Annotated in this window: 17 protein-coding genes and 2 pseudogenes; 2 read left to right on the plus strand and 17 right to left on the minus strand. The window is 38.2% G+C overall.

Going from position 1 to position 23,336, the window contains the following annotated elements; translation table 11 throughout:
- Positions 1 to 484: 484 nt before the first annotated feature.
- The 4 genes and pseudogenes from ACM44_RS15750 to ACM44_RS09195 form a co-directional block, all read right to left on the minus strand.
- Positions 485 to 1,780, minus strand: a complete 1,296-nt coding sequence (locus ACM44_RS15750; RefSeq protein WP_316932555.1) for an AAA family ATPase — start codon at positions 1,778 to 1,780, stop codon at positions 485 to 487.
- A 198-nt stretch (positions 1,781 to 1,978) separates the two neighbouring features.
- Positions 1,979 to 2,191 (minus strand): annotated as a pseudogene (locus ACM44_RS15755) (DNA translocase FtsK); the annotation flags it as partial.
- A 1,248-nt stretch (positions 2,192 to 3,439) separates the two neighbouring features.
- Positions 3,440 to 3,829: pseudogene (locus ACM44_RS15760) on the minus strand (DUF4236 domain-containing protein); the annotation flags it as partial.
- 17 nt (positions 3,830 to 3,846) lie between these two features.
- Positions 3,847 to 4,107, minus strand: coding sequence for a hypothetical protein (locus ACM44_RS09195; RefSeq protein ID WP_048499751.1), 261 nt, complete (start codon positions 4,105 to 4,107; stop codon positions 3,847 to 3,849).
- A 738-nt stretch (positions 4,108 to 4,845) separates the two neighbouring features.
- Here ACM44_RS09195 and ACM44_RS09205 point away from each other — a divergent pair.
- Complete coding sequence (locus ACM44_RS09205; RefSeq protein WP_048499753.1) at positions 4,846 to 5,493, plus strand: SOS response-associated peptidase; 648 nt, start codon at positions 4,846 to 4,848, stop codon at positions 5,491 to 5,493.
- 243 nt (positions 5,494 to 5,736) lie between these two features.
- Here the strand turns inward: ACM44_RS09205 and ACM44_RS09210 are convergent, their stop codons facing one another.
- Together ACM44_RS09210 and ACM44_RS15180 are read right to left on the minus strand one after the other, a co-directional pair.
- On the minus strand, positions 5,737 to 6,108 hold the full coding sequence (locus ACM44_RS09210) for a hypothetical protein (protein ID WP_048499754.1): 372 nt from the start codon (positions 6,106 to 6,108) through the stop codon (positions 5,737 to 5,739).
- 251 nt (positions 6,109 to 6,359) lie between these two features.
- Positions 6,360 to 6,542: a hypothetical protein gene (locus ACM44_RS15180; protein ID WP_152669329.1), complete on the minus strand. Its 183-nt coding sequence runs from the start codon at positions 6,540 to 6,542 to the stop codon at positions 6,360 to 6,362.
- A gap of 985 nt (positions 6,543 to 7,527) precedes the next feature.
- Here ACM44_RS15180 and ACM44_RS09215 point away from each other — a divergent pair.
- Positions 7,528 to 8,277: a hypothetical protein gene (locus ACM44_RS09215; RefSeq protein ID WP_048499755.1), complete on the plus strand. Its 750-nt coding sequence runs from the start codon at positions 7,528 to 7,530 to the stop codon at positions 8,275 to 8,277.
- A gap of 1,157 nt (positions 8,278 to 9,434) precedes the next feature.
- Here the strand turns inward: ACM44_RS09215 and ACM44_RS09225 are convergent.
- The 11 genes from ACM44_RS09225 to ACM44_RS09280 form a co-directional block, all read right to left on the minus strand.
- Entirely contained in the window at positions 9,435 to 10,046 is a 612-nt protein-coding gene (locus tag ACM44_RS09225; protein WP_048499757.1) for a hypothetical protein, read from the minus strand.
- 464 nt (positions 10,047 to 10,510) lie between these two features.
- Entirely contained in the window at positions 10,511 to 12,253 is a 1,743-nt protein-coding gene (locus ACM44_RS09230) for a hypothetical protein (protein ID WP_048499758.1), read from the minus strand.
- A 69-nt stretch (positions 12,254 to 12,322) separates the two neighbouring features.
- A complete protein-coding gene (locus ACM44_RS09235) occupies positions 12,323 to 13,444 on the minus strand; it encodes a response regulator (protein ID WP_048499759.1) in 1,122 nt (373 codons plus the stop codon).
- Entirely contained in the window at positions 13,431 to 15,905 is a 2,475-nt protein-coding gene (locus ACM44_RS09240; RefSeq protein ID WP_048499760.1) for an N-6 DNA methylase, read from the minus strand. The genes ACM44_RS09235 and ACM44_RS09240 overlap by 14 nt, the downstream gene beginning before the upstream one ends.
- A gap of 391 nt (positions 15,906 to 16,296) precedes the next feature.
- Positions 16,297 to 16,623 carry an HIRAN domain-containing protein gene (locus ACM44_RS09250; protein WP_048499762.1) on the minus strand — a complete coding sequence of 109 codons (327 nt, stop codon included), beginning with the start codon at positions 16,621 to 16,623 and terminating at the stop codon, positions 16,297 to 16,299.
- Positions 16,624 to 16,763: 140 nt separating this feature from the next.
- Positions 16,764 to 18,026: a DUF2130 domain-containing protein gene (locus ACM44_RS09255; protein WP_048499763.1), complete on the minus strand. Its 1,263-nt coding sequence runs from the start codon at positions 18,024 to 18,026 to the stop codon at positions 16,764 to 16,766.
- A 20-nt stretch (positions 18,027 to 18,046) separates the two neighbouring features.
- Entirely contained in the window at positions 18,047 to 18,736 is a 690-nt protein-coding gene (locus tag ACM44_RS09260) for a toll/interleukin-1 receptor domain-containing protein (RefSeq protein ID WP_048499764.1), read from the minus strand.
- A gap of 99 nt (positions 18,737 to 18,835) precedes the next feature.
- Positions 18,836 to 19,333 carry a DUF4411 family protein gene (locus ACM44_RS09265; protein ID WP_083993694.1) on the minus strand — a complete coding sequence of 166 codons (498 nt, stop codon included), beginning with the start codon at positions 19,331 to 19,333 and terminating at the stop codon, positions 18,836 to 18,838.
- Complete coding sequence (locus ACM44_RS09270; protein ID WP_048499766.1) at positions 19,334 to 20,470, minus strand: ImmA/IrrE family metallo-endopeptidase; 1,137 nt, start codon at positions 20,468 to 20,470, stop codon at positions 19,334 to 19,336. It abuts the gene before it with no gap.
- 44 nt (positions 20,471 to 20,514) lie between these two features.
- A complete protein-coding gene (locus ACM44_RS09275; protein WP_048499767.1) occupies positions 20,515 to 21,780 on the minus strand; it encodes a restriction endonuclease subunit S in 1,266 nt (421 codons plus the stop codon).
- A 75-nt stretch (positions 21,781 to 21,855) separates the two neighbouring features.
- Complete coding sequence (locus tag ACM44_RS09280) at positions 21,856 to 23,307, minus strand: class I SAM-dependent DNA methyltransferase (RefSeq protein ID WP_048499768.1); 1,452 nt, start codon at positions 23,305 to 23,307, stop codon at positions 21,856 to 21,858.
- Positions 23,308 to 23,336 lie beyond the last annotated feature (29 nt).

Below are 23,336 nucleotides of genomic sequence, written 5' to 3' on the forward strand. Positions count from 1 at the left end.
CCCCAGTCATCCCCCACCATAAAGCATGAGAATGCATTAAAATAGAGATCGGCAAATCCGGTCATTTTCGGCAAATTCGGCAGAAAACGCCCTTTTCGGCAATAACCGCCTTTATCGGCAAAAACTGCCGAAACCGGCATAAACACTTGCCTTGTCAGATCTTATTGCCAAATTTTGCCCCATGATCACAACAGGTTTGAACGAGTGTACCTCAACACCTGATTCTTTGATTTTTAAAATTTAAAACAATGGCCAGAGAAAATAGCGAAATTTCCGCAGATCAATTGAAGAACGATCCGCGATTCCAGAGAACCCGAGAAAACATGGCGGAGTTCAAAAAGGCAGGAATTGTCCTTTTGCTCCCCACCCCAAAAAAGAAGAAACATATCCACATAACTAAATCGAATAAAATTATTCTTTTTACAGTGAAGCAGTTGCGTAATAAGAGTATAAATACTCCGTCTGTGGTGAGTCCGCCCCTATTCTACACTATATCATTTTCCGTTATTGTTGTCAGAATTTCTTTTGTTAAATTGCTTTCTTTTGCAATTCGGTTGGCTTGTTGTTCCAGAGTTTTTTCAAAAACATTGCGCACAAAACGACCATTTCCGAATGATCTATCTCTTGTTGAATAGGCATTTTCAAAAACCAATTTCAATTTTGTTTCAGCTTCTTCTGTTAATTGATAATCCAATTTCACACAATTACTTTCAAAAATTTCAAACAATTCACTTGGCGTATAATCCGGAAAGTTGATATAGCGGTTGAATCTCGATTTAAAGCCTGGGTTCGTGTCAATAAAGTTTGTCATTTCGTTGGTGTAACCTGCCAAAACTAAGACCAATTTATCTCGGTCGTCTTCCATTCTTTTTATCAACGTGGCAACAGCTTCTCTTCCAAAATCATCTTTATTTTCTCCCACTAAGGAATAGGCTTCGTCAATAAACAAAATTCCATTTAATGCCGAATTAACAGTTTGATTCACTTTTACCGCTGTTTGTCCGACATATTCCGCTATCAAGCCTGAACGGTCAGTTTCTACTAATTGTCCTTCGGTTAAAATGCCAAGATGTTTGTATATTTTAGAAACAATTCTTGCAACCGTTGTTTTTCCTGTTCCGGGATTTCCTGTAAAAACAATATGGTAAGAAAGCGATGGAGATTTCAGTCCTGATTGCTCTCTTGCTTTTTGTACTTTGATAAAGTTGATCAGCGTATTAATTTCAGACTTCACTTCGTTTAAACCAATTAAAGAGTTGAGTTCGTGCAACACTTCGTCCAACGTTTCATTTTTTGTCCCTTTGGAAATGTACAATGCCTCGTTTTTCTTTTCAGGAATTGGGTTGTGCGTAAGTTGATAAATAACTTTCAATAAAGTTTCTTCAGTTTTTGAAACCACGTTGTCCGCTTTTGAAATGATGGTTGCATACCGATAAATCACAGTTGCGTATTCTTCAAACAAAGGATTATCCGATATTTTCAGAAAAGTCGGAAATGAAAGATTGCTTTGCTGTTCGGTTGAAGAAATTATTTTTTCGTCTTCTTTTTCCTGGATACTAATTTGCATCGGGTTTTCCATTGCTCCAATTTCAAGTAGTTTTCGGGCAATATCCTCATAGAGTCCTTGCTGATGTGCCGTTGCAAGGGTATCAAAATCTTTATCCAGCATATCCCCGCTATGGTCTGGCAACAATTGATTGGTAGCCAAAACCAAACCTGCTGCTTCCAAACTTTTAGCTGAAAGTTTTCCTTTTGCCAGAAGATTGGAAACCTGTATCATATCATAAATTACACAGTTGGCAATAAATTTATCAGATGTAGTTAGTAATTGTTCGGCATTGATCCGCTCTAAAATGGCTTCGTTGGATTGAAGTTTTTGGACAATTTCAGACAATGATTTTGAAAAGTCTTTTAGCAGAGAATAATATTGAAATCCGAACTCCGCTTTGTTTTGTGATACCTGATGGTTATCCGCTTTTTGGTCGAAAATTTTTTCAAGTGTCAAAAGATCTTGAACCAAAGTTTCTCTAGCCTTTGCCCCGTTAAAAGAGCCGACAATCCCAATGCTTTCCAACTCATCCATTATTCTCCCCGCTCGATTATAGCCGATTCTTAGTTGTCTCTGAATGAAAGAAGTAGATGCCTGCTGAGATGAAACTATGATTCTTGCAGCATCCACAGTAAGTGGGTCTAATTTATCAAACTCAATAAGCTGATTATAAATTTTTGGCGGTAAATCAATTAATGCTTGCGGCTCAACTGGTCTTATCAATGAAAGATATTTCCTAAACTCGTTGGCAAATTTTTCTGCCAATTGCAAATTACTGATGTAATACACTTCTTTCAATCCGCTGTTTGTTGCAAATTCAAATGCTCCGTATTCAACAACAGGAATTTGGTAATTGTCCACAAATCTTTTGTCGGGACTTCCATCTTTGTTCACTTTTGCCCAAGTGTAATCCACAACTTGCGTATCGCTTGGGGTAGTGGATTTTTCTTCCAAGAAACGCTGGCTGTGAAAACGGAAACGCAAATCGTGTAAATCAATTAAGGTAATTGCTCCCGAGTGATTGGGTTGCAAAACAAAAGCAGGATAGATGTACAGGTGATCTCCGTCAGTATTTTCCAGTTGAAAAGCCGATTGTTCGGAAAGGATAAAATCAATCTCGCTAAGAGTAAAACGGACTTCTTTTCTGTCAATGGAAGTTCTCGCGGCTGATTTGGTTTCTGTAGATGCTCTTTCAGAAACGATGTCCCAAATTTTGTTCGATTTTGAAAGTTCAATGTATGCCTCTTTCACTCTTTGATACTGATCCTGAATTTCTTTGTCAGTCTCCATGTTTATGTTTGCTTGACTTTCTTCGTATTGACTGTACAGGTCGGTCAGGTATTCGTTAGCTTCTTTTACTTCTGCTTGAAGTTTTTCTACTTGTTCGGGTTTTGCGAAAAATTTTCCAAAACCGCTTTGCTTGCTTTTGAGATTAATTTCTAATTGCCTTGCTACGGATTGTTGTTGCCTGATTTCGGTTTCTAATTCTTGTCTTGCTTGTCTTGCTTCTTCAATATGTTTTTTCAGTTCTTCCAAACTTTGACTTGTCGGGACTGATGTTGTTTTACTATAACCGTTGTTGGAAGAAGAATCGAATGAAAGAAAGGAAACAGGTGTTCCAGAAAGAACTTGACGAACAAGATGGGTGTCATATTTATTTTTTGAGTCGGACTTAAAATTACTATCCAATTTTGTCATTTTCGAGAAACAATCATAACAAAGTCTCGTTCCATCATTTAATTTTCCCAAACCCCATAAAGGTGTATTTATAAAAGCCAAATTTTTGTTGCAAGAAGAACAAGTTTGTGCATTTGTAGAATTGTGAAGACGGTTATATTTACTGTCAAATTTATCTCGCGGCATTACTGCAAAAACAAGAACATCAAACAATGAAATGATTGTCGGAATATAAGTCCAAAAAAACAAAATTGAGAAAATGCCTTTCCAATTTTGTCCAAGATAAAAGCGATGTATTCCGAATGTCCCGAAAAATAAAGCGAGTAATACAGTTGTCGTTTTTGACTTCTCGGATTTTGTGGTATTATGGTTTGGTGCAAATTTATTTGCAGGTGTAAAACTTGGGCCACTTCCGTTTCCTCCACCAATTTTTTGTCGGGAATATAGTCCGGTTCCCGGTATTCCTGTATTGAGAAATGCACCATTTTTTCCGAAATTGATGTTTGCGCCTCTGGGTCCAACCGTTGTGCTAATTCCTCTTTTGCTGAAGTTCAAATAAACTCCGGGCAGTATTTTCTTTCTCTTTCTAAAATTTATAGCCATTATCTTTTCAATGTTATTCAGTTTGTTTCGGTTGCACAGATGTCATAGGATGTCACGCAATGCCTCGGCGGCTTGAAACAGTCTTCATAAGGCTCTGTATAAACCGGAAGTTCTGCAATCTCCACCATCTCCTCCTCATCCGTTTCAGGATTAACACGAAATTCAATCTGGCTCCGGAACTCGAAGATCAGGCATTGGGTATCGTAATCTTTTTTAATGGCTTTGATCTGGGAAAGATCGGTGGCAAAGCTGCCGGACGAGTAGATTTCGGGTTTCATGTTTTCTTAGCTAAAGGATTCCAAATATAACGAAAGAGGCGGACTACACAATGTGGTTTTCCGTAAAAAGAGGTTGGAAAGCAATATATTTTACTGACAAGCAGTCTCCGCTTTGAAGGGATCGGAATCCTCCGCCTTTGGGAGCTTCTGGCGGCTGAGGCTCTCGAAGCTACCGAATTAGGACGGGATCCTCCGCCTTCGAGCCCTTCGAGAGCCTCAGGGCCCGAAATCATCGGTTCTCCATTCAGCCCTTTTCCGGCGGCCGAGGCGCGCGAAGCCCAGGCATCGGTTGAAGCGCTGGTGCGGACCCTGAGGCTCTCGCAGGGTCCGGTGGCTGAGGCTCTCGAAGCCACCTTTTTGAATCATAATCCTCCGCCTTCGCAAGCTACGTGGGCTGAGGCCCTCGAGGTCCAGGCATCTGCCGTGGCTAATAACATCCTCAAATATAAACAATTACAAATAATTCAAAACAATTACTATATCAAAAGAACGTCCCTCCGCCTTCGAGCCCTTCGAGAGCCTCAGGGCCCGAAATCATCGGTTGAAGCTTTCGAACTACCACCTTGCAGGGTCCGGTGGCTGAGGCTCTCGAAGCCAACTTTTTGAATCACCACCTAAAGCCTACCCATCCTATCATTTCCCGATGAACCACCCTGCTGCCGTGGGAGGGAAATATTCCGGCACACTTACAAAGCTTTCATTTATCCAAAATTTTCTAACTTAGCTAAAACTTTAGCAATGTGCTACTACATTTCATTATTGTCCGAAACCCAGGAGTTGGAAGAATTCTTCGATGCGGAATATCACGGGGAGCCCTATCACAGGGAATTTAGAATCAATGGGTTTGCAAACCCAAAAATACCGGTGATTCTGGACAGCGAGCCCAACCACATTGTTCCCGCTCAGTGGGGATTCCTGCCGAGCTGGGCAAAAGACCAGGCACTGGCCAAAAAAACATTGAATGCAAGAATGGAGGAAATCCACGAAAAACCCACCTTCAGGAATGCGGTGAACAACCGCTGCCTCATTCCCGTCAACGCTTTCCATGAATGGAAACATCTGGATGCCAAAGGAAAACAGAAAGACAACTATTTGATCAGCATCAAAAACCAGTCGATCTTCACCATCGGCGGACTCTACAATATTTGGACAGACCCCTCCACAGACCGGGAACTGCTGACCGTCACCATCGGAACCACGGATGCCAATCCACTGATGGCCGAAATCCACAATACCAAAAAGAGGATGCCCATCCTCCTAACGAAACAGAACCAATATACCTGGCTCGATGACATTCCGGTCGAATATTTCCTGTACCCCGAATACGATCCGCCGCTGGAAGCTGAAAACCTCACCAACATCGAAGGCACAGCGACCCTCTTTTAACCCTGCTTCCCAAAAGTTGTAACCTGCCTCCCTCATCACCACATTAACCCATCAACCCATCATCACATCATCACATCAACCCATCACCACATCATCACATCGCCACATCGCCACATCACCACATCACCGCATCAACCCATCAACCAATCACCCCATCAACCCATCAACCCATCAACCCATCAACCCATCACCACATCAGCACATCAACCAATCACCACATCAACCCATCAACCCATCAACCGGCTATTGCACCAAACCGCAAGTCCACCGATGATCCGGAATGGTAGGAAATACCAGAAAAAACTTGTCGGGCCGGTCAATTTTTTCAGCCGTCCCGTCATTCAGGTAACCGCCTTTAAAGTGGAGATTCCCCTTTTCATCCACCGTAAACTTACCATTGCTGGGCTTTTCAAATCCGGAATAGGTATAGGTACCGTCTTTTTTTAAGGTAAAAGAACCTTTGGGAATATACTGATAAGACCCGCCGCTGTATTTGGCAGCCGTACAGCCGTATTTACCCATTTTAGGCGCCCCATTATTGCTTTGGGATTTCACCGTGTTTCCAAAGAAAACCAAGAGCCCTATCGCTCCTAAACGCAAATGTTTGAGTTTCATATTAAAAGATTTTTATCTTCAAAAGTAGAATTTTTTCTTAAAAGTACCGGTGCTAGTGTTTTCTTTTTTGATTTTTGTGCCGCCGGTATAATCATACGGAGGTTTGTCATGGAATGTCACGCGATGCAATCGCGCGGGAGCGGGGGTAGACCTGGAACTTCAAATTCTTGCGGGTAAATAATCTCCCTCCATACAGTACTTAAAAAAAGGCTGCCTTATTTTTGGGGCAGCCTTTTTTATCAGCATTATTTTCAGCCGGTTTTCTGTAAGACATTCCGGATCTGTTCAGAGCTGATGCCCAAATACTCAGAGACTTCCTCTACGGTGACCTTCTGGTGTTTGAGTTTCGATTTTAAGCTTTTAATTTTTCTCAAGATTCTTCTACAGTGGCCGATGCTGTAGTGGGTAACGGCATGAACGTCTACTGCGTCCATAATTAATTTTTCTTTCACTTTTTACCATGTTTTTAAGCTTCATCATTCAGAAGTTTTTATTCAACAATTATTTTATTAAACTGATGTTCTTAAAATAACTGTGAGAAACTAGAAAGGAGCAGGAAAAGCAAAAGAACAGCCTACAGAGAAATTGGTTAATTTTTTCATGTGTAGATTGTTTGGTTTTTTTTTGTTTGATTCTATTTTCTGCCGCAAGAATCGGGCGGCACTGTGGGCTATGTGTTTTTTTGAAGGCACCCGCATCGCGGTACCGAGACAATGTTATCAAGATGTGTTTTCTGTTCTGCCATCTCAGAAGATGCAGTTCGTTTCATAGGTTGATCTGACAGCGGTTGTGCAAACAACGTGTCGATGTCTGGAGGGTTTTATCTCCGAGGACATTCTTTTTACTTTTCCCGAAACCTTAATGAACTTCTCACAGAATATTTCCATAACATTCTTACCAACAAATATAAGGACAAAATATAATAAAAACAATATTTAAAGGAAAATAAGCGATGAAATGTAACGAAATGTCCGTTTTGTTACTTATTGTTCACTAAAACCCACTACTTCTCTTCTCAACCTCCTACCCTTTCTTTACCCTTTCTTTACCCTTTCTTTACCCTTTCCTTTGACTTTCCTTTGACTTTCCTTTGACTTTCCTTTGACCTTGGTTTGTGAAATAAAAACAAACCTGTTGTTACCTAATGCGACACAACGTGCATTTTCAGCCAAAAGAGATTAAAAAAAATCAAACGAACCAAACGTAACATGTTGTTTGCAAACAAGTTAACACCGTCTTATATTTGTCCTGTAAAAGAAGTTGCAACGCATTTACACCGAACTGATCAGGATCGCAAAGGGATGACTGAAATGAATTGTTCACCGGTTCGAAACGGCAGAAGAGGATTTTCAAAATTCCGGAACGGGAGGGAGAGTTCACAGAAATTAATTTAGTAAATAATTTTAAAAAAGAGAAAAAATGGCAAAAGAGAGTTCGATACTAAAATTAAAAGGCACCCTGGACGGCATGACCTTTTACAAGAATTCCGAAGGACACTATGTACGTGCGAAAGGCGGAATAGAGAAAGAACGCATTATGAATGATGCGAATTTTGCGAGAACGCGTGAAAACATGAACGAGTTCGCCAATATCAACGCGGCAGGCAAACTGATCCGCAACAGCGTGAGCGAATACGGGAAGCGGGCCAGGGATATGCGCATGAGCAGCCGCCTGGTAAGCATTATCGCGAAGATCAAAAATCTGGACAGCTTATCAGTACGTGGGCGAAGAACTTTTGCGAACGGGTTTGATACGGCTGCAGGAAAGGCACTGCTTCTGGATTTTGATTTTAACAAATACGCGCCACTGAAAATGGTTCTGAACAAGGATTTTGTGCTGGACGCCGCTGCAGGCAGCCTAACGATTTCAGGCTTCAAACCTCATACTCATCTTACGGTACCGGAATATGCCACTCATGTGAATATCGGGTTGGCGTGCGCTGCTCTGGACGCTGAGAATGACAAGGCGGAGACTGTTTATTCTGTGGCCGCGCCGGTGGTGATCAATGATGATGTGCAGGATCTTACGGTGGCGCTGGATGCGCTGCCTGCGGGCACCGGTGTAAAGATGTTTTATGTGCTGGTGGAGTTTTTTCAGGAGATCAACGGGGAGCTTTACGCTTTGAACGGGAATAATATGAATGCGCTGAAGCTGGTGGAGATTGGGTAATCGCAGGAGAGCGATGATGAAGCGGGCCGGGAGGTCCGCTTTTTTTGGCTTTGACTATTCTCAGCCGCCGGAAATGGGTTTGGAGCGGCGAGGATATTTTGTTCGGCAGATCATGTGATATAGTAAAGCTTGAAGGTTAGGAGATTCGTGCAGCGGGAAATTGAAGTCTATGGATGGGGATTTTGTGAACGTATTACTTTATGTGATGATCCTTCCTTCTATTTCGCCACGCGATACAACCGCGCGGGAGCGGGGGTAAATAAAGGAGGTTTTGCTCAGAAGCGGATACAACAATCCCTTTATACTGCATCCCTACGTTTCCCCCTGAGTCTCCTGGCGTGCGAACACCCGTAGGTGTGAGCCAAAGTAAGCCAAAAGAGGCAAAAGAGGTGAAAAAGGCCAAGAAAAGAGGCAAAAAACCAAAATTTTCTGGGTGTCGGCGGTCAGGATGCACCATTTTTGCAGAAAAAGCCAACTTTCTGCGGCAGCCAAGGAACACTTCCGTCTGCGACCGTTTCTTATTTATTCGTGCGCAATGCACCCGGCTGTTTCGTTTACCTTCCCGAATACCCAGTGGGGATGCAGTACCTGTTGTCAGGGAGGACAGTGCAGGATTTTTTGGGTCGGCATTTCCTTCAGACTGCTTTTTCTGTATTTTGTTTTCCTTTATTCTCCTTTTTCTGTTCCTACTTTTGTCTATCGGAAACCTTGGATGACCTGATGATGTTGGGAGCTGAAAACACCTGAAAAACGCCATACAGAATGGCTCATACTTATACCAGTAAAAATACAAAAACAATTGATAATCAGCATCAAAAAGTTATAAACATTAACTATTTTTTAAAGTTGGGATTCCATTGCTCCATTTACTAGAGATCCATCCGACTGTGCGAATTGAATTTTCTTCGCGGTGACAGATTGTAAATTTAATTGTTTTTTTCAACTGAACTTACTGGGCGATTTTTTGGGGGTACTATAGACTTCCTTTGGAAATTATAATGACATTAACAATAAAAAAACAACCACTCCTATTGCATTGGAAAGTTAGTATGATTTTGATTATGTAAATTGCCGCAGCATAACAGAGATCGTTATTTCATTTCTGTGAAAATAACAGTGAAAACTGTCAATATGATTTGTATGATTTTTTCATATTATTATAAATCAAAAAATCTTTCAGAACAAAAGAACGGTAAGCATTTTTCTTTTTTGGTTATCACTGAAAAATCGCTTCTTCCGTATTCTTTATTTAACTGATTCTCAATGGCAGCAAGGGATTTGCTATCATTGAAAAATTTTTGTTCACCATAACAAGGGAAATAGATTAAAAAATCAGATCCAAAAACACCTGCTAAACTTTGCAGGAATTTTCGGTATGCATTGATTAAGGAAAAGTTTTTCGCTGAAAACCATTCCTTATTAGTAATGGAGAAATCCACAATGAATTTGCTTTCATAAAGTTCAATTTCAAAGCAATATGGCCCCATAAATAGGAAACATTCATCCAAATCTATATATTCGTAATTCTCGCAATACCAATCAAATTCTGAAACCAATTCGATAGGAAGTTCTCCACTTGGAAATCTCCGGAATTTGGATTGACCTTCAACGATTTTATCTTTGTGCTCAATGCAAATGGTATTGAGTTTTTTACAGATATTATCAGCAACTTTTTTGAAATTATCCGAATAAATATCAATATGATGTTCGCCTAAAATATGGACATAGGCGGTATGATAGTCGGCAAAATAATTTGTATTGTTTCGCATTACTTGTTAATTTTTGGACTTAAAGAGTAAAAGCCAAGATGTACTGGCCCACGCTACGCCATTTCCTGTGATTTTTTTTGTGGTGAAATGTATTGCCCTACCCAAAATAATAAATCAAAGTAGAAAGTTGCTTTTCAAAACAGCGTTTAATTGCTTTTAAGGTTTGTCAAGTGCCTGGCTTCAAATTCCGGATCATAATACGGATAAAGAAAATCTTCTACCGTTATATCGTCTTGAGCAGTCCATTTTACTGATATTAAATGTCGTTTTATGCATTTTTTAAAGACGGGATTCCGCTTCTCCATTCACTGGAGATCCATCCGACTGTGCGAATTGATTTTTCTTAAGTGTGACATCGAGTAAATTTAATTGTCTTTTTCAACTAAACTTAGTGTCCGATTTTTCGGGGGTATTATAATTGACTAAAAATAAAAAGCGCCTATAGAAAATAGGCAATCTTTTGATTATTTATCTGCATACATGGAGGTATTAACAATCTCGCTCTCTCTTTCACGAAATTCCTTCTCACCAGAAACAAAAACTTTGATTCCACAGAAACCTATATTATTCCGATCATCTTCAACTGGAAAGTTTGAAATCAGCATACCATAATTGTAATCGTTCTTTTTGAAGAATATACTACCAAAATCTGCATTCAAATCTGCATTCCAGTTTTTATATACTCTATTGCTTTTCATATTATAGCTTGAAGCTATACGAACTGTAACATCTTTCGCATTTAATCTTGTCCCTTTTGTAGAACTATTATAGACATTTGCGTCAAAAAGCCCATTTAACCTATCATAAACCTCATCTGAAAGAAATGACAACTTATTTCTACCTTCCTTTGTAGATAAATCTTCAACTGAAATTGTAAAAATATTGTCAATAGAAGTAAAAATGCCTTCAACCTGTGATATTACAAATTTAGTTTGTGTAGTCAATCCCCTAATTGAATTATCAATCAATTCTTCTTTCCATTCAGGATCGCTGAAAATCTCCCAATCCTGCTCGAATTTTGCATAATTGCTAAGTAATGGAATACTCGCCATTATTCTGAATGTTCGGTTATTGTGATATCCACAACATCTTCCAGCAATTCCTTGCGCACCATTTGCAAGCTGTTTATCTCTCGGCTCAATTCCAAATCTTATTTTTTCCTTTAACCTCCCTAAATCCTTCCCAGCGGTTAAGGCTTGAACAATTATTAAAATAACTCTTTTTCCCATCCTCATAATCAAATTTCCTACTTCAGGGATCCCTTCATTTATTGAAAAGTCACATGCTGAATCAGAGCCGATAACTAAAACTTCAGCATTATGCTTGAGTTTTGATCTCAACATGTTTCTTAATTCCAATGCACGTAATGTAGTTGATTCTCTAATAATCCCCAATCCATCTTCAAAGTTTGATAAATGTTGAACATATTTAATAACATATGGATGAACTATATATTCTCCATTATTCTCCTGCAATGGCGAGAAATCTAAGGGTAAATCATCAATCATATTTTCTCTCAACATTTCTGTGATTCCGAAGTATGTTGGAGGTCTAACTCCTTCAACGACATCAATGTCGGCACTTTTGGTAAAATGTGCATCCAGAATATCATAAGGTGTTGCACTTACAGCAACCAACCCAATTTCCGGCAGTTTGCTCCTTAAATTATCAAAAAACGCAAATTGAAAAGATGACTCTTCACCGCAACCATACTGATCTTCATCTCTAACAATAAGTTGAACTTTAAGGTCACGTACTGCCTTGAATGGATTTGGATAATTGAAAAATTCGTTCATCTTGGTCACCTTTATTCGCGAATATTTCATCTGACCTTCAGAAGCATCATAGAAATCAGCTTCTAAATTTCTGTTATTTTGATTGTATAGATCAGTATCGCGCATACTAGTTACAAACAGTACATTATCATGACCACTTAACAATCCAATTGCTGGTAACACATAATTGCACAGAAAGTAAATGGTCTTTGATTTACCACTTTGCATAGATGCAACAAATGCTATATTTTGATTTCCTTCCTTTATTGAAAGTCCTAACCTTAAAGCATTAATAATCTGATTCTCAAAAATCCCTGTTCTTTGAGAATTTGCAAGCGTATCCACAATGTTGGTGTGAAGAGATGCAGGAGCATCTAACTCATCAAGTAAATTTCTGATTTCCTGATTCCAATAGTTCTGATAATCTGTCATAATGCACCGTTTTTATATTAACAGTACAAAGGTGAGCTCTAACTGTGCAATGAATCTGCACAGTTAAAATTAATCAAGAAAAATATTTTTGATGTGAAGTGGATTATCCTCTTTCGGCTCAATCCTTATCTTCTGATGCAGGGTAAGTGAATATTGATCCATATGAATTGGCAACACGGAAAATCTAGTCCCATTCTCTGAAATAAAAGTTCCGTATTGGTTTGCAGAAATTTCAGCAATCTCTCCGGCAATAATATTTTTTCTAATCCACAAACATTTACTTTTTTCTACTGATTCAATATCATTTAAGAATAAATTGAAATAACTAAGAATTTCAAGTAGTGAATGAACTATCGAAGAATAAAGATGTTTTGCATTATATTTTGAGCAATATTCTTGAACGCGAAAACTTAGTTTTTCACCACTATGAGAACCATCCTGTGCGATATTTAATGTTCGAAATATCAACTCTCCAATAACAGGATGTATGATTTTTTTTGAAAATTCAAACTCATTGTGTCTGCAATTCAAAAATAAGCTGCAACCGTTCAACGATTTGATGTCTGGAGAAATTATGTTTAAATATTTTAATTTATTAAACAATTTTTCTAAAATGATTCTTATTGAATTGTAATCATCGAACTCAATGGTACTTTCAGAATAGAGTTTTGTTAGAATCTTCAGCAAATCATATTTAGTATCCTTATCCAAATGAAAATCAAATATTTCGAAAGAATCTTGATATTTATGAATAAGTTGTGTTTCGAACTGATGATCTGCTTCGTTTTTCAATCTTGTATAAAGCTTTTGGATTTGATTATTGTCTAATTTATCATAAACACAATCTTCCTTTCCCTCAGATTGAATAAAATCGTTCTCATTTTTAATGTTTTCTTTACCTGTGAGGATAAACCATGGAATATGTTTTTTAGGACGAATGTCTTTTAATGAATTTACAACATTCATTAAAGCGGTTTGTCTTGTTGCAATCCCTTCTTCTACAGCAATATTATAGAACAAACCATCCAGAATCGCCGCATCATACCACAGAAAGTTTTCCTTTAAATCAGCAATTGCAGTTTCGGCGTTATCAAAAGCAATCAGCTCTATTCCTTCATCAATAGCCATTTGCCTAATATTGAAAAGCGACTGATGTTCATCATCAACCCAAAAAACTTTATATTTCTTCATCGTCAATTTGTAAATCGTCTAAATTTACAAATTCTTGCTGATAAGGAAGTGATATTTCAAAAGTTGTCGCAAGATCAGTATCATCCAAACCTTCTGGACCAGTCTCGTCAACAATATACCAATCTCCGCCAAAATATTTGATGATTTGGTCAATGATATATCCTCCCATTCCACTTCCACCTTTTTTCCCCTTCTTTATTCCTTTTGATTTAAAATCTTCAAAAGTAAAATTCGCCGGCAGTGGATTTCCAGTATTTGAAATGAAAATAGTGGTGGTCCCAAATTCTTTATCCATTGATCCTGAAACTTCAATTCTTCTCACTTCATCTTTTCCCCAATTAAATCCGTGTTTCTTAATATTGGAAATTAGATTGTCAAGTAAAATACAAAACAGATCTTCATTTCCAATTATGAAAACTTTGAAATCATCACTCTTTATATCATTCAAATTGATGTCAAATAGAATATTGGGATTTTTCTCACCGACATTCTTAAAATAATTTTCCAAGAATGGCACAATTTCAATTGATGAGACAGTATATTCACTCGCAACAAAGTCTTCCGTTTGACTTCTGACTTCTTCTGTAATCCTTCTTGAATCCTTAACTAAATTCTCAATCAATTCTCCCAAATTTAACAATTGATTATCATTCAACTTTAAAGAAAATAATTGAGGAAATTCTGGCAGGACTTTTCTGTCAAGAATATGTTGAATATTAGTTGCAAAAAATTCCAAATTAGAAACTGAGCCTGCAATTTTATGTCTTAGAATTGCATTTTTTTCCGCGTCCTTTATTTGAAAATCTTTATCAACTTTTTGAATTTCATCTTGAAGTTCTTTAATAGCGTAACTTAATTGTTCCTCTATTTTTTCAGTCTGTAATTCTGATGAAACCAAATTGATTTTGATTTTCAACAAATCGTTAATTCGTAAATCTCTTACAACCGATCCAAAAACTTGCGCTTCCACCTGTTTTTGAACATAATCTTTATTCAACTCGCTTACTAAATACTTGTAAGAAATAACATCTTCATCTATGATTTTTAGCAGAGCAATCCTTTGGTGAGAAAGCACAGCATGCTTACCTGAAAAATAAGTTGCGTTTAAAGTTCCTCCTATTAGTGATACCAAAATGCCCTCTTCATCCAGAACATTGTAATACATTAAATTTTCTAGTGTAGAGATTGGTTCCAGCAAATCATAATTAATAGAAGGTAATATTTTTGAATCCTTTCCCAGATCTCGCACAGTTAAAACCTTGGAAATATCACTTAAATTTTCCGGCTTCCGCCTTTTCGAAACTTCTACTAACTCATGCAGTGGAGTTCCATGCAACTCTTCTAGGAAATAAACTTTACCCTGCAAATTATAATCGCTCTTTCTTATATCTTCTGCATCAACGAAAACTGATTCCCATGGTTGAAAAAGAAAATTGTCCAATTCAAAGCTGTCCCAATCAATATATAATTTTCGGTTTCTGTATTTTGAAAGGTAATTGTCAATGTCAATAAATTCTATTTTTGAACTTAATTTCGCGGTATTTAATACCAAAACGTTTGTTGCAACATTGGTATGTCTGAAAACGCCAGTCGGGAAAATAAGGACTTTCTCAACAAGATTTTCATCCACCAGTTTTCGAAAAAGTTCTTTATCTGCTTTTCGTCCCGAAGAAAGGAAAGCAGGTCGAACGAAAAGAATAATCTTTCCACCTATTTTAACTGTTGAGAGCGATTGTTGAATAATAAAATTTTCCAAATCAATCCTATCTCCAAATGTGTCTTTTACATCGATCCTATTAAGAATCGGCAATCGGGAAAAAATTAAATCAAATCGTTCTTCTGAAGGCCAATTCTCAATACTGCTTTCTAAAACATAATTGAATCCTATTTTTTGGTGCGCCCAAAGTCTCAATTTTCCAACTCGCCAAATTTCCGGATTGTATTCTTGTCCAAAATATTCAGTATTATCTTTTAGTTCAGTAACAATTTCCGCATTGGATGCAAACGGATTGTAGACCCTTTGCACATTTTTGACCATCGCAATGTCAAAAACCAATTTCATCAACTTAGGATGAACTATAAATGCACCATTCTTGAAAGATAAGGACTCGGTTATCACTTTAAAAATAAAATCAAATAACTCCGAAAATTGATTTTCAAAGTAAGACTTTTCAAGCAAAGAGAAATAAGTAAATATTTGAATAAGGTCATCAGATGTAAAAAAACTCAATACACGAAAATTCGGTAATAATTTGAATAATTCTGAGGGATTATTGTATTCATCTACTTGTTTCAATTGATGAACAATTTCTGAAATACGCCGATTTTTATCAATTGCTTCATCTTTGTAAATGCATAGCAATAAAAGTGTAAGCGTATAATCGTTGGGCGTAATAAACCCTTTACGACTATAAAATGAAGTAATGATCGTGTTAACTTCAATGATTTTTTTCTTATCCATATTTTGTTTAGTAATCCTACTTAATGATAATATAAAATTAGCAAATTTGGCGCTCAACAATTCTTCTTCTCCAATATTTTTCCGAACCTTGTTGCAAAGAAAAAATTCTCCTGTTCAAATCTTTTTCCTCAATTCCTTCATCCTGTGCAATGAAAATTTCTTTGCATTTCACTATCATTTGAGGTCCGTTTTTATGATAGCCCATCTGAAATTTCACAGTTTCATATTTTTTAGATTCCAAAATTTCGCCTTTTTCATCTACAATACAAAGCCGGTTGGCATAATAATCTGTAAAATCTCTATATTCATCAGTCTTTCTGCCCTCGAGTATTCCGGTGAACCATTATTTGGTAAGAACAAATTAAAGCTACTTTTCGTGAGTTTTCATGATTTAATAGACTTTCTCTTTTTCTGGAATTAAATGTACCACAATTTCCACCATCCTTTCCGTGTGTTCATGCGGATCTACTTTTTGGATTCTCGCTTCAAACTGGGTAATTCCCACTTTTAAGAATTTATAGAAAATCCGGTTTTCAGTTCTTGGAATGAAGCCAATTTTTTCACCTTTAAAATAAATAGCAACGGCTCTCGGATCCCATTTGTTATCTTCTTCCAGTTCAAATTTTACTTTCTTGCCAACTTTCAACTTTTGGAAAACGGAAACGCCTTCGTAAAATGTGAAACCTGCAACGTGGAAATGGGCTAAATGTTCTTTCATGATATTTGATTTTTAATGATTAATGATTGTGAAGTTTGATGTTTCAAAGTTGCGCAACAGGTGTGCAGCAGAAATGCACACGACTGTAGAACTTTGCCAATCCCGAAGTTTCGGGGTTGACAAAGTCGAAACCCTGACCATTAATCAAACTCAATCAGATTTTCTTCATCAATCTCAAGGGCTTTCACCTGCTGAACAGCGTTTCCGGCAATTCCACGGATGGAACCATACATATTCACAGTGTTGGAAATGACTTTTTCAATCTGTTTTTCCCGCTTCTTCCAGTTGCTCATCGTGGATCGTTTTTCTTTTTCCAAATCTTCGCGCATCTGCGAAAACCCTTCCACAATTCCCTCAATTTGGTGTCTGAACTCATCACTGGTTAAGAAATCATACAACATCGACATCTTATCACCTTTGTTCTCCTGATTCTGAACTGCCATTGCGACCTGAATCAGTGACTGACGAAGAACCATTACCAATCCCTTGAACTCATCGAAAGTACAGATCCAGATTCCGTCGCGCATTCCCATTCTTTCCATTCCGGCAGGAAGTACTTCAGTGACCAGAACGCCGATATTGGCTTTCTTTTCGCGGATGTCTGCCTTGAATTTCTCCATCCAGGATGGCTGAAAATTCTTCGTTCTTTTGCTTTCGTAATAGATGGTTCCGCAATTTTGGATTTCGTAGGTGTTGACAGTTTGCAGACAGTCTGCCCCGTTTGCACCTTTCTTGATTTCATCAATTAAGTCAAGTGGAAACTGTTGAGCCAGATATTCCTCGATGGCGAGTTCCATCACTTCTCCCTGTAGCTGCATCGATCCCTGTTCCTGCTTGCGTTTCATTTCTTCGGTAAGCTTCTTCTGATCGTCAATTTGCTTCTGAAGTTCTTTTTCGCGAAATTCAAATTTGTCTTTTTCCAACTTGGCGATTCGCTCGCGCTCAACACTGAGTTTTTCGTTAAAGGATTTTTCCGCTTCTGCCTCTAACTCGTCCCTCATTTCACGTTTTTCTCTTTCAAGTTTTGCAACCTGAGTTTCCAGTTTATTAAGCTTTTGAATTTTCTCAGATTTTTCATTCAGTTCTTTCTGAAGAGCGTCTAAGCTATCTTTCTGTTCATCTTCAAGCTGCTTCTTGATCTTCAGATGCAATTCTGCTTCTGCATCTTTTTTAGCTGCAGCCAATTTCTCTGCGAATATTTCATCCTGCTGTTGTTTCTGTTTCTCAAAATCCTCCTTTGCTTTATTGAAATCTGATAATTTCTTCGTTAAAGCATCTTCCTGACTTTTTGCTTTTTGCTCAAATTCTTTTCTTAAACCTTCCTCAATTTGATGTTTAAGAATGTCGTTCACGTCGATTGAAGTTCCGCAATTAGGGCACTGTACAGCTGTTGTGTTTTTCATGATTATTATTTTTACTGTATTTATATTGATACTAATTCTACCAGCTTAGCCGCAACATTTTTCATCGGCTCTTCTTCGGTACTCAATCCACTTCTTGAACCCAACAATGGACTTACTTCTCTTAGTTTTTCAAAAGTTGTATTGTGTACTATTGGCACAAGTAAATCGCGGGCAAGCAAAGCAGAAAGCTCTTTATCGGCAATACCTTCCTTGGTTACACGATGCAGAAAATTAGGGGTTACCAATACAATTCCAACCTTGGATTTTGCCAATCCTTTGTCAATTTCACGAAGTAATGGTGATCCCAGCAAAACATCTTTTTCGCTAAACCATACACTAACACCTTGAGATTCTAATAAGTCGTGGAGTTCCTTTGCTGAATCTTTTCTATCATCCCATGCATGACACAGAAAAATATCCCGAAGATCAGGTACGACTGTTCTTTTTTCAAAATTTTCTCGGATGGGAGTTAATGTTCTAACTTCTGAATCGGTGTAATAAACCGGTGAAGTTCCTTTTGACCAGCGTGGTTTTCTTGTTCTACCACTTCCACTTCCTACATTTCTACTTCCAGAACTGTAAGATGAAGAAGAATATGACGGTGGATACGAAGAATAAGATCTGTAGCTACTTCTGCTGCTACAAGCAGGACAATTGGCTGCTGCGCTTGCTGTGCGGTGACCATGAACTGGTGCGGTACATCTTGACATAATAATATATTTTGATTAATACCGCAAAGTAAAAACAGACCTGTGCAGTAGAAATGCACAGGATAAGATTTGTTTCTAATTTCAGACTGGGGAAAAGAGCTAGAAAGTTTCTCCCAATTCTCTAAACATTTGAATTGGAGAAATAAACCTTACACCAAAATGGACACAAGGTTCGGGAATTTTTATTTTCCTTTTAATATCTGGCTGACTTGATTCGTTTGTCACGATGACACAATCATTTTTCTTAGCGTATGCAATTAGCCAGGGATCTGCCAAATCTGTTTCTAAAAATTCAGCAATCGCAGAAGGATAATAATGGGTATTAGCATTTGCCCAAGCCGCTATTTGTGCATAGACATCAACACACGATGCGGATTCATTAAAAAAACTTTCTTCCAACTGCGATGCCATCCAGTTGGAAAGTTGATCGGGATTTCCTGTATCACAAATCTCTTTTTTAACCTTGTCAATACTCAAAATCTTTCCAACCTTACCAAGTTCTTTAAGTTTCTGCCAAAATCCAGGAACTACATCGAAGGGATAATACATTCGGTGAGCTTGTATGAAAACATTGCTATCTAATAAATACAATCCCATCTAATATAAATATTCGGTTATGAATTTATTATAAGTATCACCCTTCATATTGGTAAGTCGGTAAGCATCGCGATAAAGCAGTTTATTATCTCTTACTGCGTTATTTACAAAAGCTGCGAATCTTGCACTTACACGCTTTTTTGCAGTTGCATAAAAATCACCTCCAGAACCCTGTCTTTCTTTCTTTAATTTGATTTCAGCAATATAATTGTTGTAGAAACTGAAAAAATGTTGTCGGGAAATTAGCCCTAAATCTAATGCACGACGACCAACCACTATTGGACTTACCTTAAAAATACGGCTCAAATATTTAAAGTCGTTTGTTGTTTCCCACTTTTTTCGAAAATAAACTTCAGGAACTAATAGTTCTGCTGCAATTTTATCACACAAAATTTCTACAGGATCATCGGCAGGAAGCATTTTTTCCATGTCAAAACCTGCACTTTCACCGAGCCAGATGTGCGCAAGCTCATGAATTAGGGTAAACATTTGTGCGGCTTTTGCATCTGCAGAGTTGATAAATAAGAAAGGTGCTCTATCATCTACCAAAACAAATCCACGACATTCCTTCACATCTACAACTCTTTTCGTGTTATTTCCAACAACGCCATTGAAGGTAACAATGATTCCTGCTTCTTCAATTCGGTAAGTTAAGAAATCGAGTGCTTGTTCCCAACTATTGAGTTTCCCGGCCCAATCGGGATCAAGTTGGAGTACATTTCTTATATCATTGACTATAACTTTATAATCGTCATTGATAGTAAATTTTCCAACAAAATCAAGTTTGGGAAAATCCAGTTCCTCCAAATATTCAGTAAGCCAGCTTTGACGATCCATAACGATTTGTATCGTATGAAAAACATTCAAGCTCACCTTTCTGGTTGGTTTTTTGCTACCTGTGCGAAAAAAAGGAAGTGGAATTTCTTCGTTCGGCGGTGCTTGCAGGAACATATATCCAAAAGGAACATGCACTTTGTGAGTGAAGTTCTCAAGTTGTTTTACAGTAGGTAACTTCTCACCGTTCGCCCATCTTTCAACAATGGGGTTTTGAGCATAGAAATCATCTAAGCTGTTTCCATTTCTCAGAATAGCCCATTCGATAATTTCTTTGCTGATATTTTCAACCCGTGTGCTCACAGGACAAATTTATAAATATTAATTGTATGGAAAGCTATTCTTGCTTATTTCTTCACTCCCGCCTTCTTCAGCTCCATTATCTCCTTCAGCAGATCTTTCGCGTCGCCGTCTGTAGGAAGCTGGGGAACAAGTTCGCCTTTGAATGCTTTGTGCAGGATGACCTGTGGAAGCTGCTCTACTTTTTTCTTTAGTTTTTGGTAGCGGCTTTCGATGGCGTCGGCTTTGGCGAAAAGGGATTCGATGCGGGAAACGATTTCTTGTTGTTCAATTATAGACGGTACTCTTGCTTCAATATCATAAATTTTTGATCCTGAAATAACAGGTTGTGCTGTAGAATTATTGTATGTTCCCAATTTTAGATATTTCAACAAAAAAAATAAGAATTTAATATTATTATCCATTAAATTATCAACAATCAAAGCATTATCAGTTACCCAAGCTAATTCTGAAGTCAAATGAATACTTCCACAATAAAATCCAACCCTACCTATGACAATTGTTTCTTGAAAAATATTTGCCTTATTATGGTATCCGGTAATTCCATTACCTCCAAAAACCGGAATTGCACCAACTTCTCTCTGATTCGCAGATAATGAATTCCCAGATTTAACTTTAATAATATTTTTTAACTTTTCTTCTCTCCACTCCTCCAAATCCTTTCCTTCCCGCCATTTCTCTGTCAGTTTCCCCGTCACCGCCTGTGTTAAAACCTGCTGCCGAAAATCTTTCAGCAGTTGCGGAATTTTGTCCAAAGATTTTTTGATGGTTTCGTGCTGTGCAAAAAGCGCATCTAATTTGGCAACAATGCGTTCCTGCTCGGGAAGTGGAGGGAGAGGAAATTTCATATTTTCCAAATACTCCTTGCGAATATTATTAATATTCACGCCTCCAGCTAATTCAGCAATTAAGTTTCGATAATATTTAGTCTGAAAAAAGTAAGAATGAAATTTTTTATCAATTTTCCTTGTTCTTAAAAGCATTAGAAATGCACCGAATGCAACCGAATCAAAATCTTGTTCAGCAATTCCAGCCTTACCAATTAATTTCTTACTTCCGGTTGAGCCAACAATTACAACATCATACTTCTTAACAAATTGATTTTCGTTTATCAATGTCTTATCTACAAAAACATTGTCGTCCGTTTCAAAGTCTAATTTTTCATCTTGAATATTTCCACCTCGAAGAATGTAAACAGAATTTGCATTTGAATCAGAAAAAGCCTGATCTTTTTTATATGAAACGCCTCTAATAATTTCTGAAACATTACCTATACTTGTCTGTACCCAATTCTTCGGCAAGTTATTCTCCATATTTATTTTTGTTTTTCGCTCAACTTTGCCAAAGTTTGAAACTTTGGCAAAGTTATTCCAATTCCGTTTTTTGAGTTACGCCAGTTCTTTTATCAAATCATTTAACTCTTTTTCTATCGCTTTCAGTTCGTGGAGTGCTTCTTTGGCAATATCCAAAGGTTCTCCCAAATCCTCGGCATTGGTTAAACTGCTATCCGCAATCAGTCCCAAATCCAGCGTATCGTTTTTGGCGGCAATGGTTTCGCGGGAAATCTTCTGCCATCTTTCGTCCTGTATTTCAGCACGCTTAGCTTCATCAAAATCGCCATCAAATTCCATTAAGTCTTCCGGTTTCGTTCCACCGGTGTATGCGAGGATCAAATCGTCAAACGCCTTTTCGGTAAACGGCGTTCGTTTTCCGTAACTCGGCGTGTTGGTGCGCATATCGTAAAACCAAATATTTTGGGTATTGGCTTCGTCTTTTTTTCCACGGGTAAAGAACAGGACATTGGTTTTCACTCCGGCTGCATAGAAAATTCCCGTGGGCAAACGCAGAATGGTGTGCAGGTTGCACTTTTCCATCAAATCTTTCCGGATGTGTTGTCCGTCGCCGTCTTCAAACAAAACATTGTCAGGTAAAACCACGGCTGCTTTTCCGCCCGGTTTCAGACTTCGGTAAATATGCTGCAGAAAGTTGAGCTGCTTGTTGCTCGTAAGAAAAGTAAGGTCGTCGCGTGTTGGTCTTTCACCACCTTTCTTGGTTCCAAACGGCGGATTTGCGAGAACTCCATCGAAATTTTTCAGTCCTTTTCCTAAGGAAGTGAGCGTATCACCAAGCATAATGCGGCTTTCCATTCCGTGTAATCTTGCATTCATCAAAGCCAAACGGTGTGCATCGGCAACGAGTTCTACCCCGCTCATCGCATCTTCCAACTGAAAGTTCCTTGCCTTACCTTCCAAACTGTAGAGGTAATCGTATTTGTCGAGCAAATATTGATTGGCAGAAATCATAAATCCAAAAGTTCCGCAAGCAGGATCGTTCCAGCGTTCGCCGGGTTTCGGCGCCATCAGTTTTACCATCACATTAATCAGCGGACGAGGCGTAAAATATTGTCCGGCACCGCTTTTCTTTTCGCCCGCATTTTTTTCGAGCAGACTTTCGTAGATGTCGCCCATCACATCGCGGTCGGTTTCCTCGTACCAATCCAGTTTATCAATTGCCTGAACCAGTGTATTGAAGTTCACAGGTTTAGTTAAAGTAGTGGAAGCATTAGTATAAATTTCTTTTACGCTTTCGCTAGAAGTTTCGTTGCTCACGGTTGCCAGAAATTCCCGGTAAAGGTTGAAAGCGGCGACATTGTCGGTTTCTTTCACAAATTTTTCCCAACGGTATTTTTCGGGGAAGTCGTTTGCGAACCCTTTTACTTCTGAAAGTTTCAGGAAGAGGATGTAGGTTAGTTCGTTTAGATATTGGTGATAGGTAACGCCATCATCACGAAGGACGTTACAGAGGTTCCATAGTTTGTTTGCTATTTCCTGTGCGGACATACTTATAATTTTTTTTTGGGGTTCAACTT

Origin of the sequence: Chryseobacterium koreense CCUG 49689 (assembly GCF_001045435.1) — a bacterium.
Lineage (GTDB): Bacteria > Bacteroidota > Bacteroidia > Flavobacteriales > Weeksellaceae > Kaistella > Kaistella koreensis.

Coding starts and splice junctions, on each gene's coding strand:
- ACM44_RS15750 (WP_316932555.1), bottom strand. CDS start 1,780: ATGATACAGGTTTCCAATCTTCTGGCAAAAGGAAAACTTTCAGCTAAA.
- ACM44_RS09195 (WP_048499751.1), bottom strand. CDS start 4,107: ATGAAACCCGAAATCTACTCGTCCGGCAGCTTTGCCACCGATCTTTCC.
- ACM44_RS09205 (WP_048499753.1), top strand. CDS start 4,846: ATGTGCTACTACATTTCATTATTGTCCGAAACCCAGGAGTTGGAAGAA.
- ACM44_RS09210 (WP_048499754.1), bottom strand. CDS start 6,108: ATGAAACTCAAACATTTGCGTTTAGGAGCGATAGGGCTCTTGGTTTTC.
- ACM44_RS15180 (WP_152669329.1), bottom strand. CDS start 6,542: ATGGACGCAGTAGACGTTCATGCCGTTACCCACTACAGCATCGGCCAC.
- ACM44_RS09215 (WP_048499755.1), top strand. CDS start 7,528: ATGGCAAAAGAGAGTTCGATACTAAAATTAAAAGGCACCCTGGACGGC.
- ACM44_RS09225 (WP_048499757.1), bottom strand. CDS start 10,046: ATGCGAAACAATACAAATTATTTTGCCGACTATCATACCGCCTATGTC.
- ACM44_RS09230 (WP_048499758.1), bottom strand. CDS start 12,253: ATGACAGATTATCAGAACTATTGGAATCAGGAAATCAGAAATTTACTT.
- ACM44_RS09235 (WP_048499759.1), bottom strand. CDS start 13,444: ATGAAGAAATATAAAGTTTTTTGGGTTGATGATGAACATCAGTCGCTT.
- ACM44_RS09240 (WP_048499760.1), bottom strand. CDS start 15,905: ATGGATAAGAAAAAAATCATTGAAGTTAACACGATCATTACTTCATTT.
- ACM44_RS09250 (WP_048499762.1), bottom strand. CDS start 16,623: ATGAAAGAACATTTAGCCCATTTCCACGTTGCAGGTTTCACATTTTAC.
- ACM44_RS09255 (WP_048499763.1), bottom strand. CDS start 18,026: ATGAAAAACACAACAGCTGTACAGTGCCCTAATTGCGGAACTTCAATC.
- ACM44_RS09260 (WP_048499764.1), bottom strand. CDS start 18,736: ATGTCAAGATGTACCGCACCAGTTCATGGTCACCGCACAGCAAGCGCA.
- ACM44_RS09265 (WP_083993694.1), bottom strand. CDS start 19,333: ATGGGATTGTATTTATTAGATAGCAATGTTTTCATACAAGCTCACCGA.
- ACM44_RS09275 (WP_048499767.1), bottom strand. CDS start 21,780: ATGGAGAATAACTTGCCGAAGAATTGGGTACAGACAAGTATAGGTAAT.
- ACM44_RS09280 (WP_048499768.1), bottom strand. CDS start 23,307: ATGTCCGCACAGGAAATAGCAAACAAACTATGGAACCTCTGTAACGTC.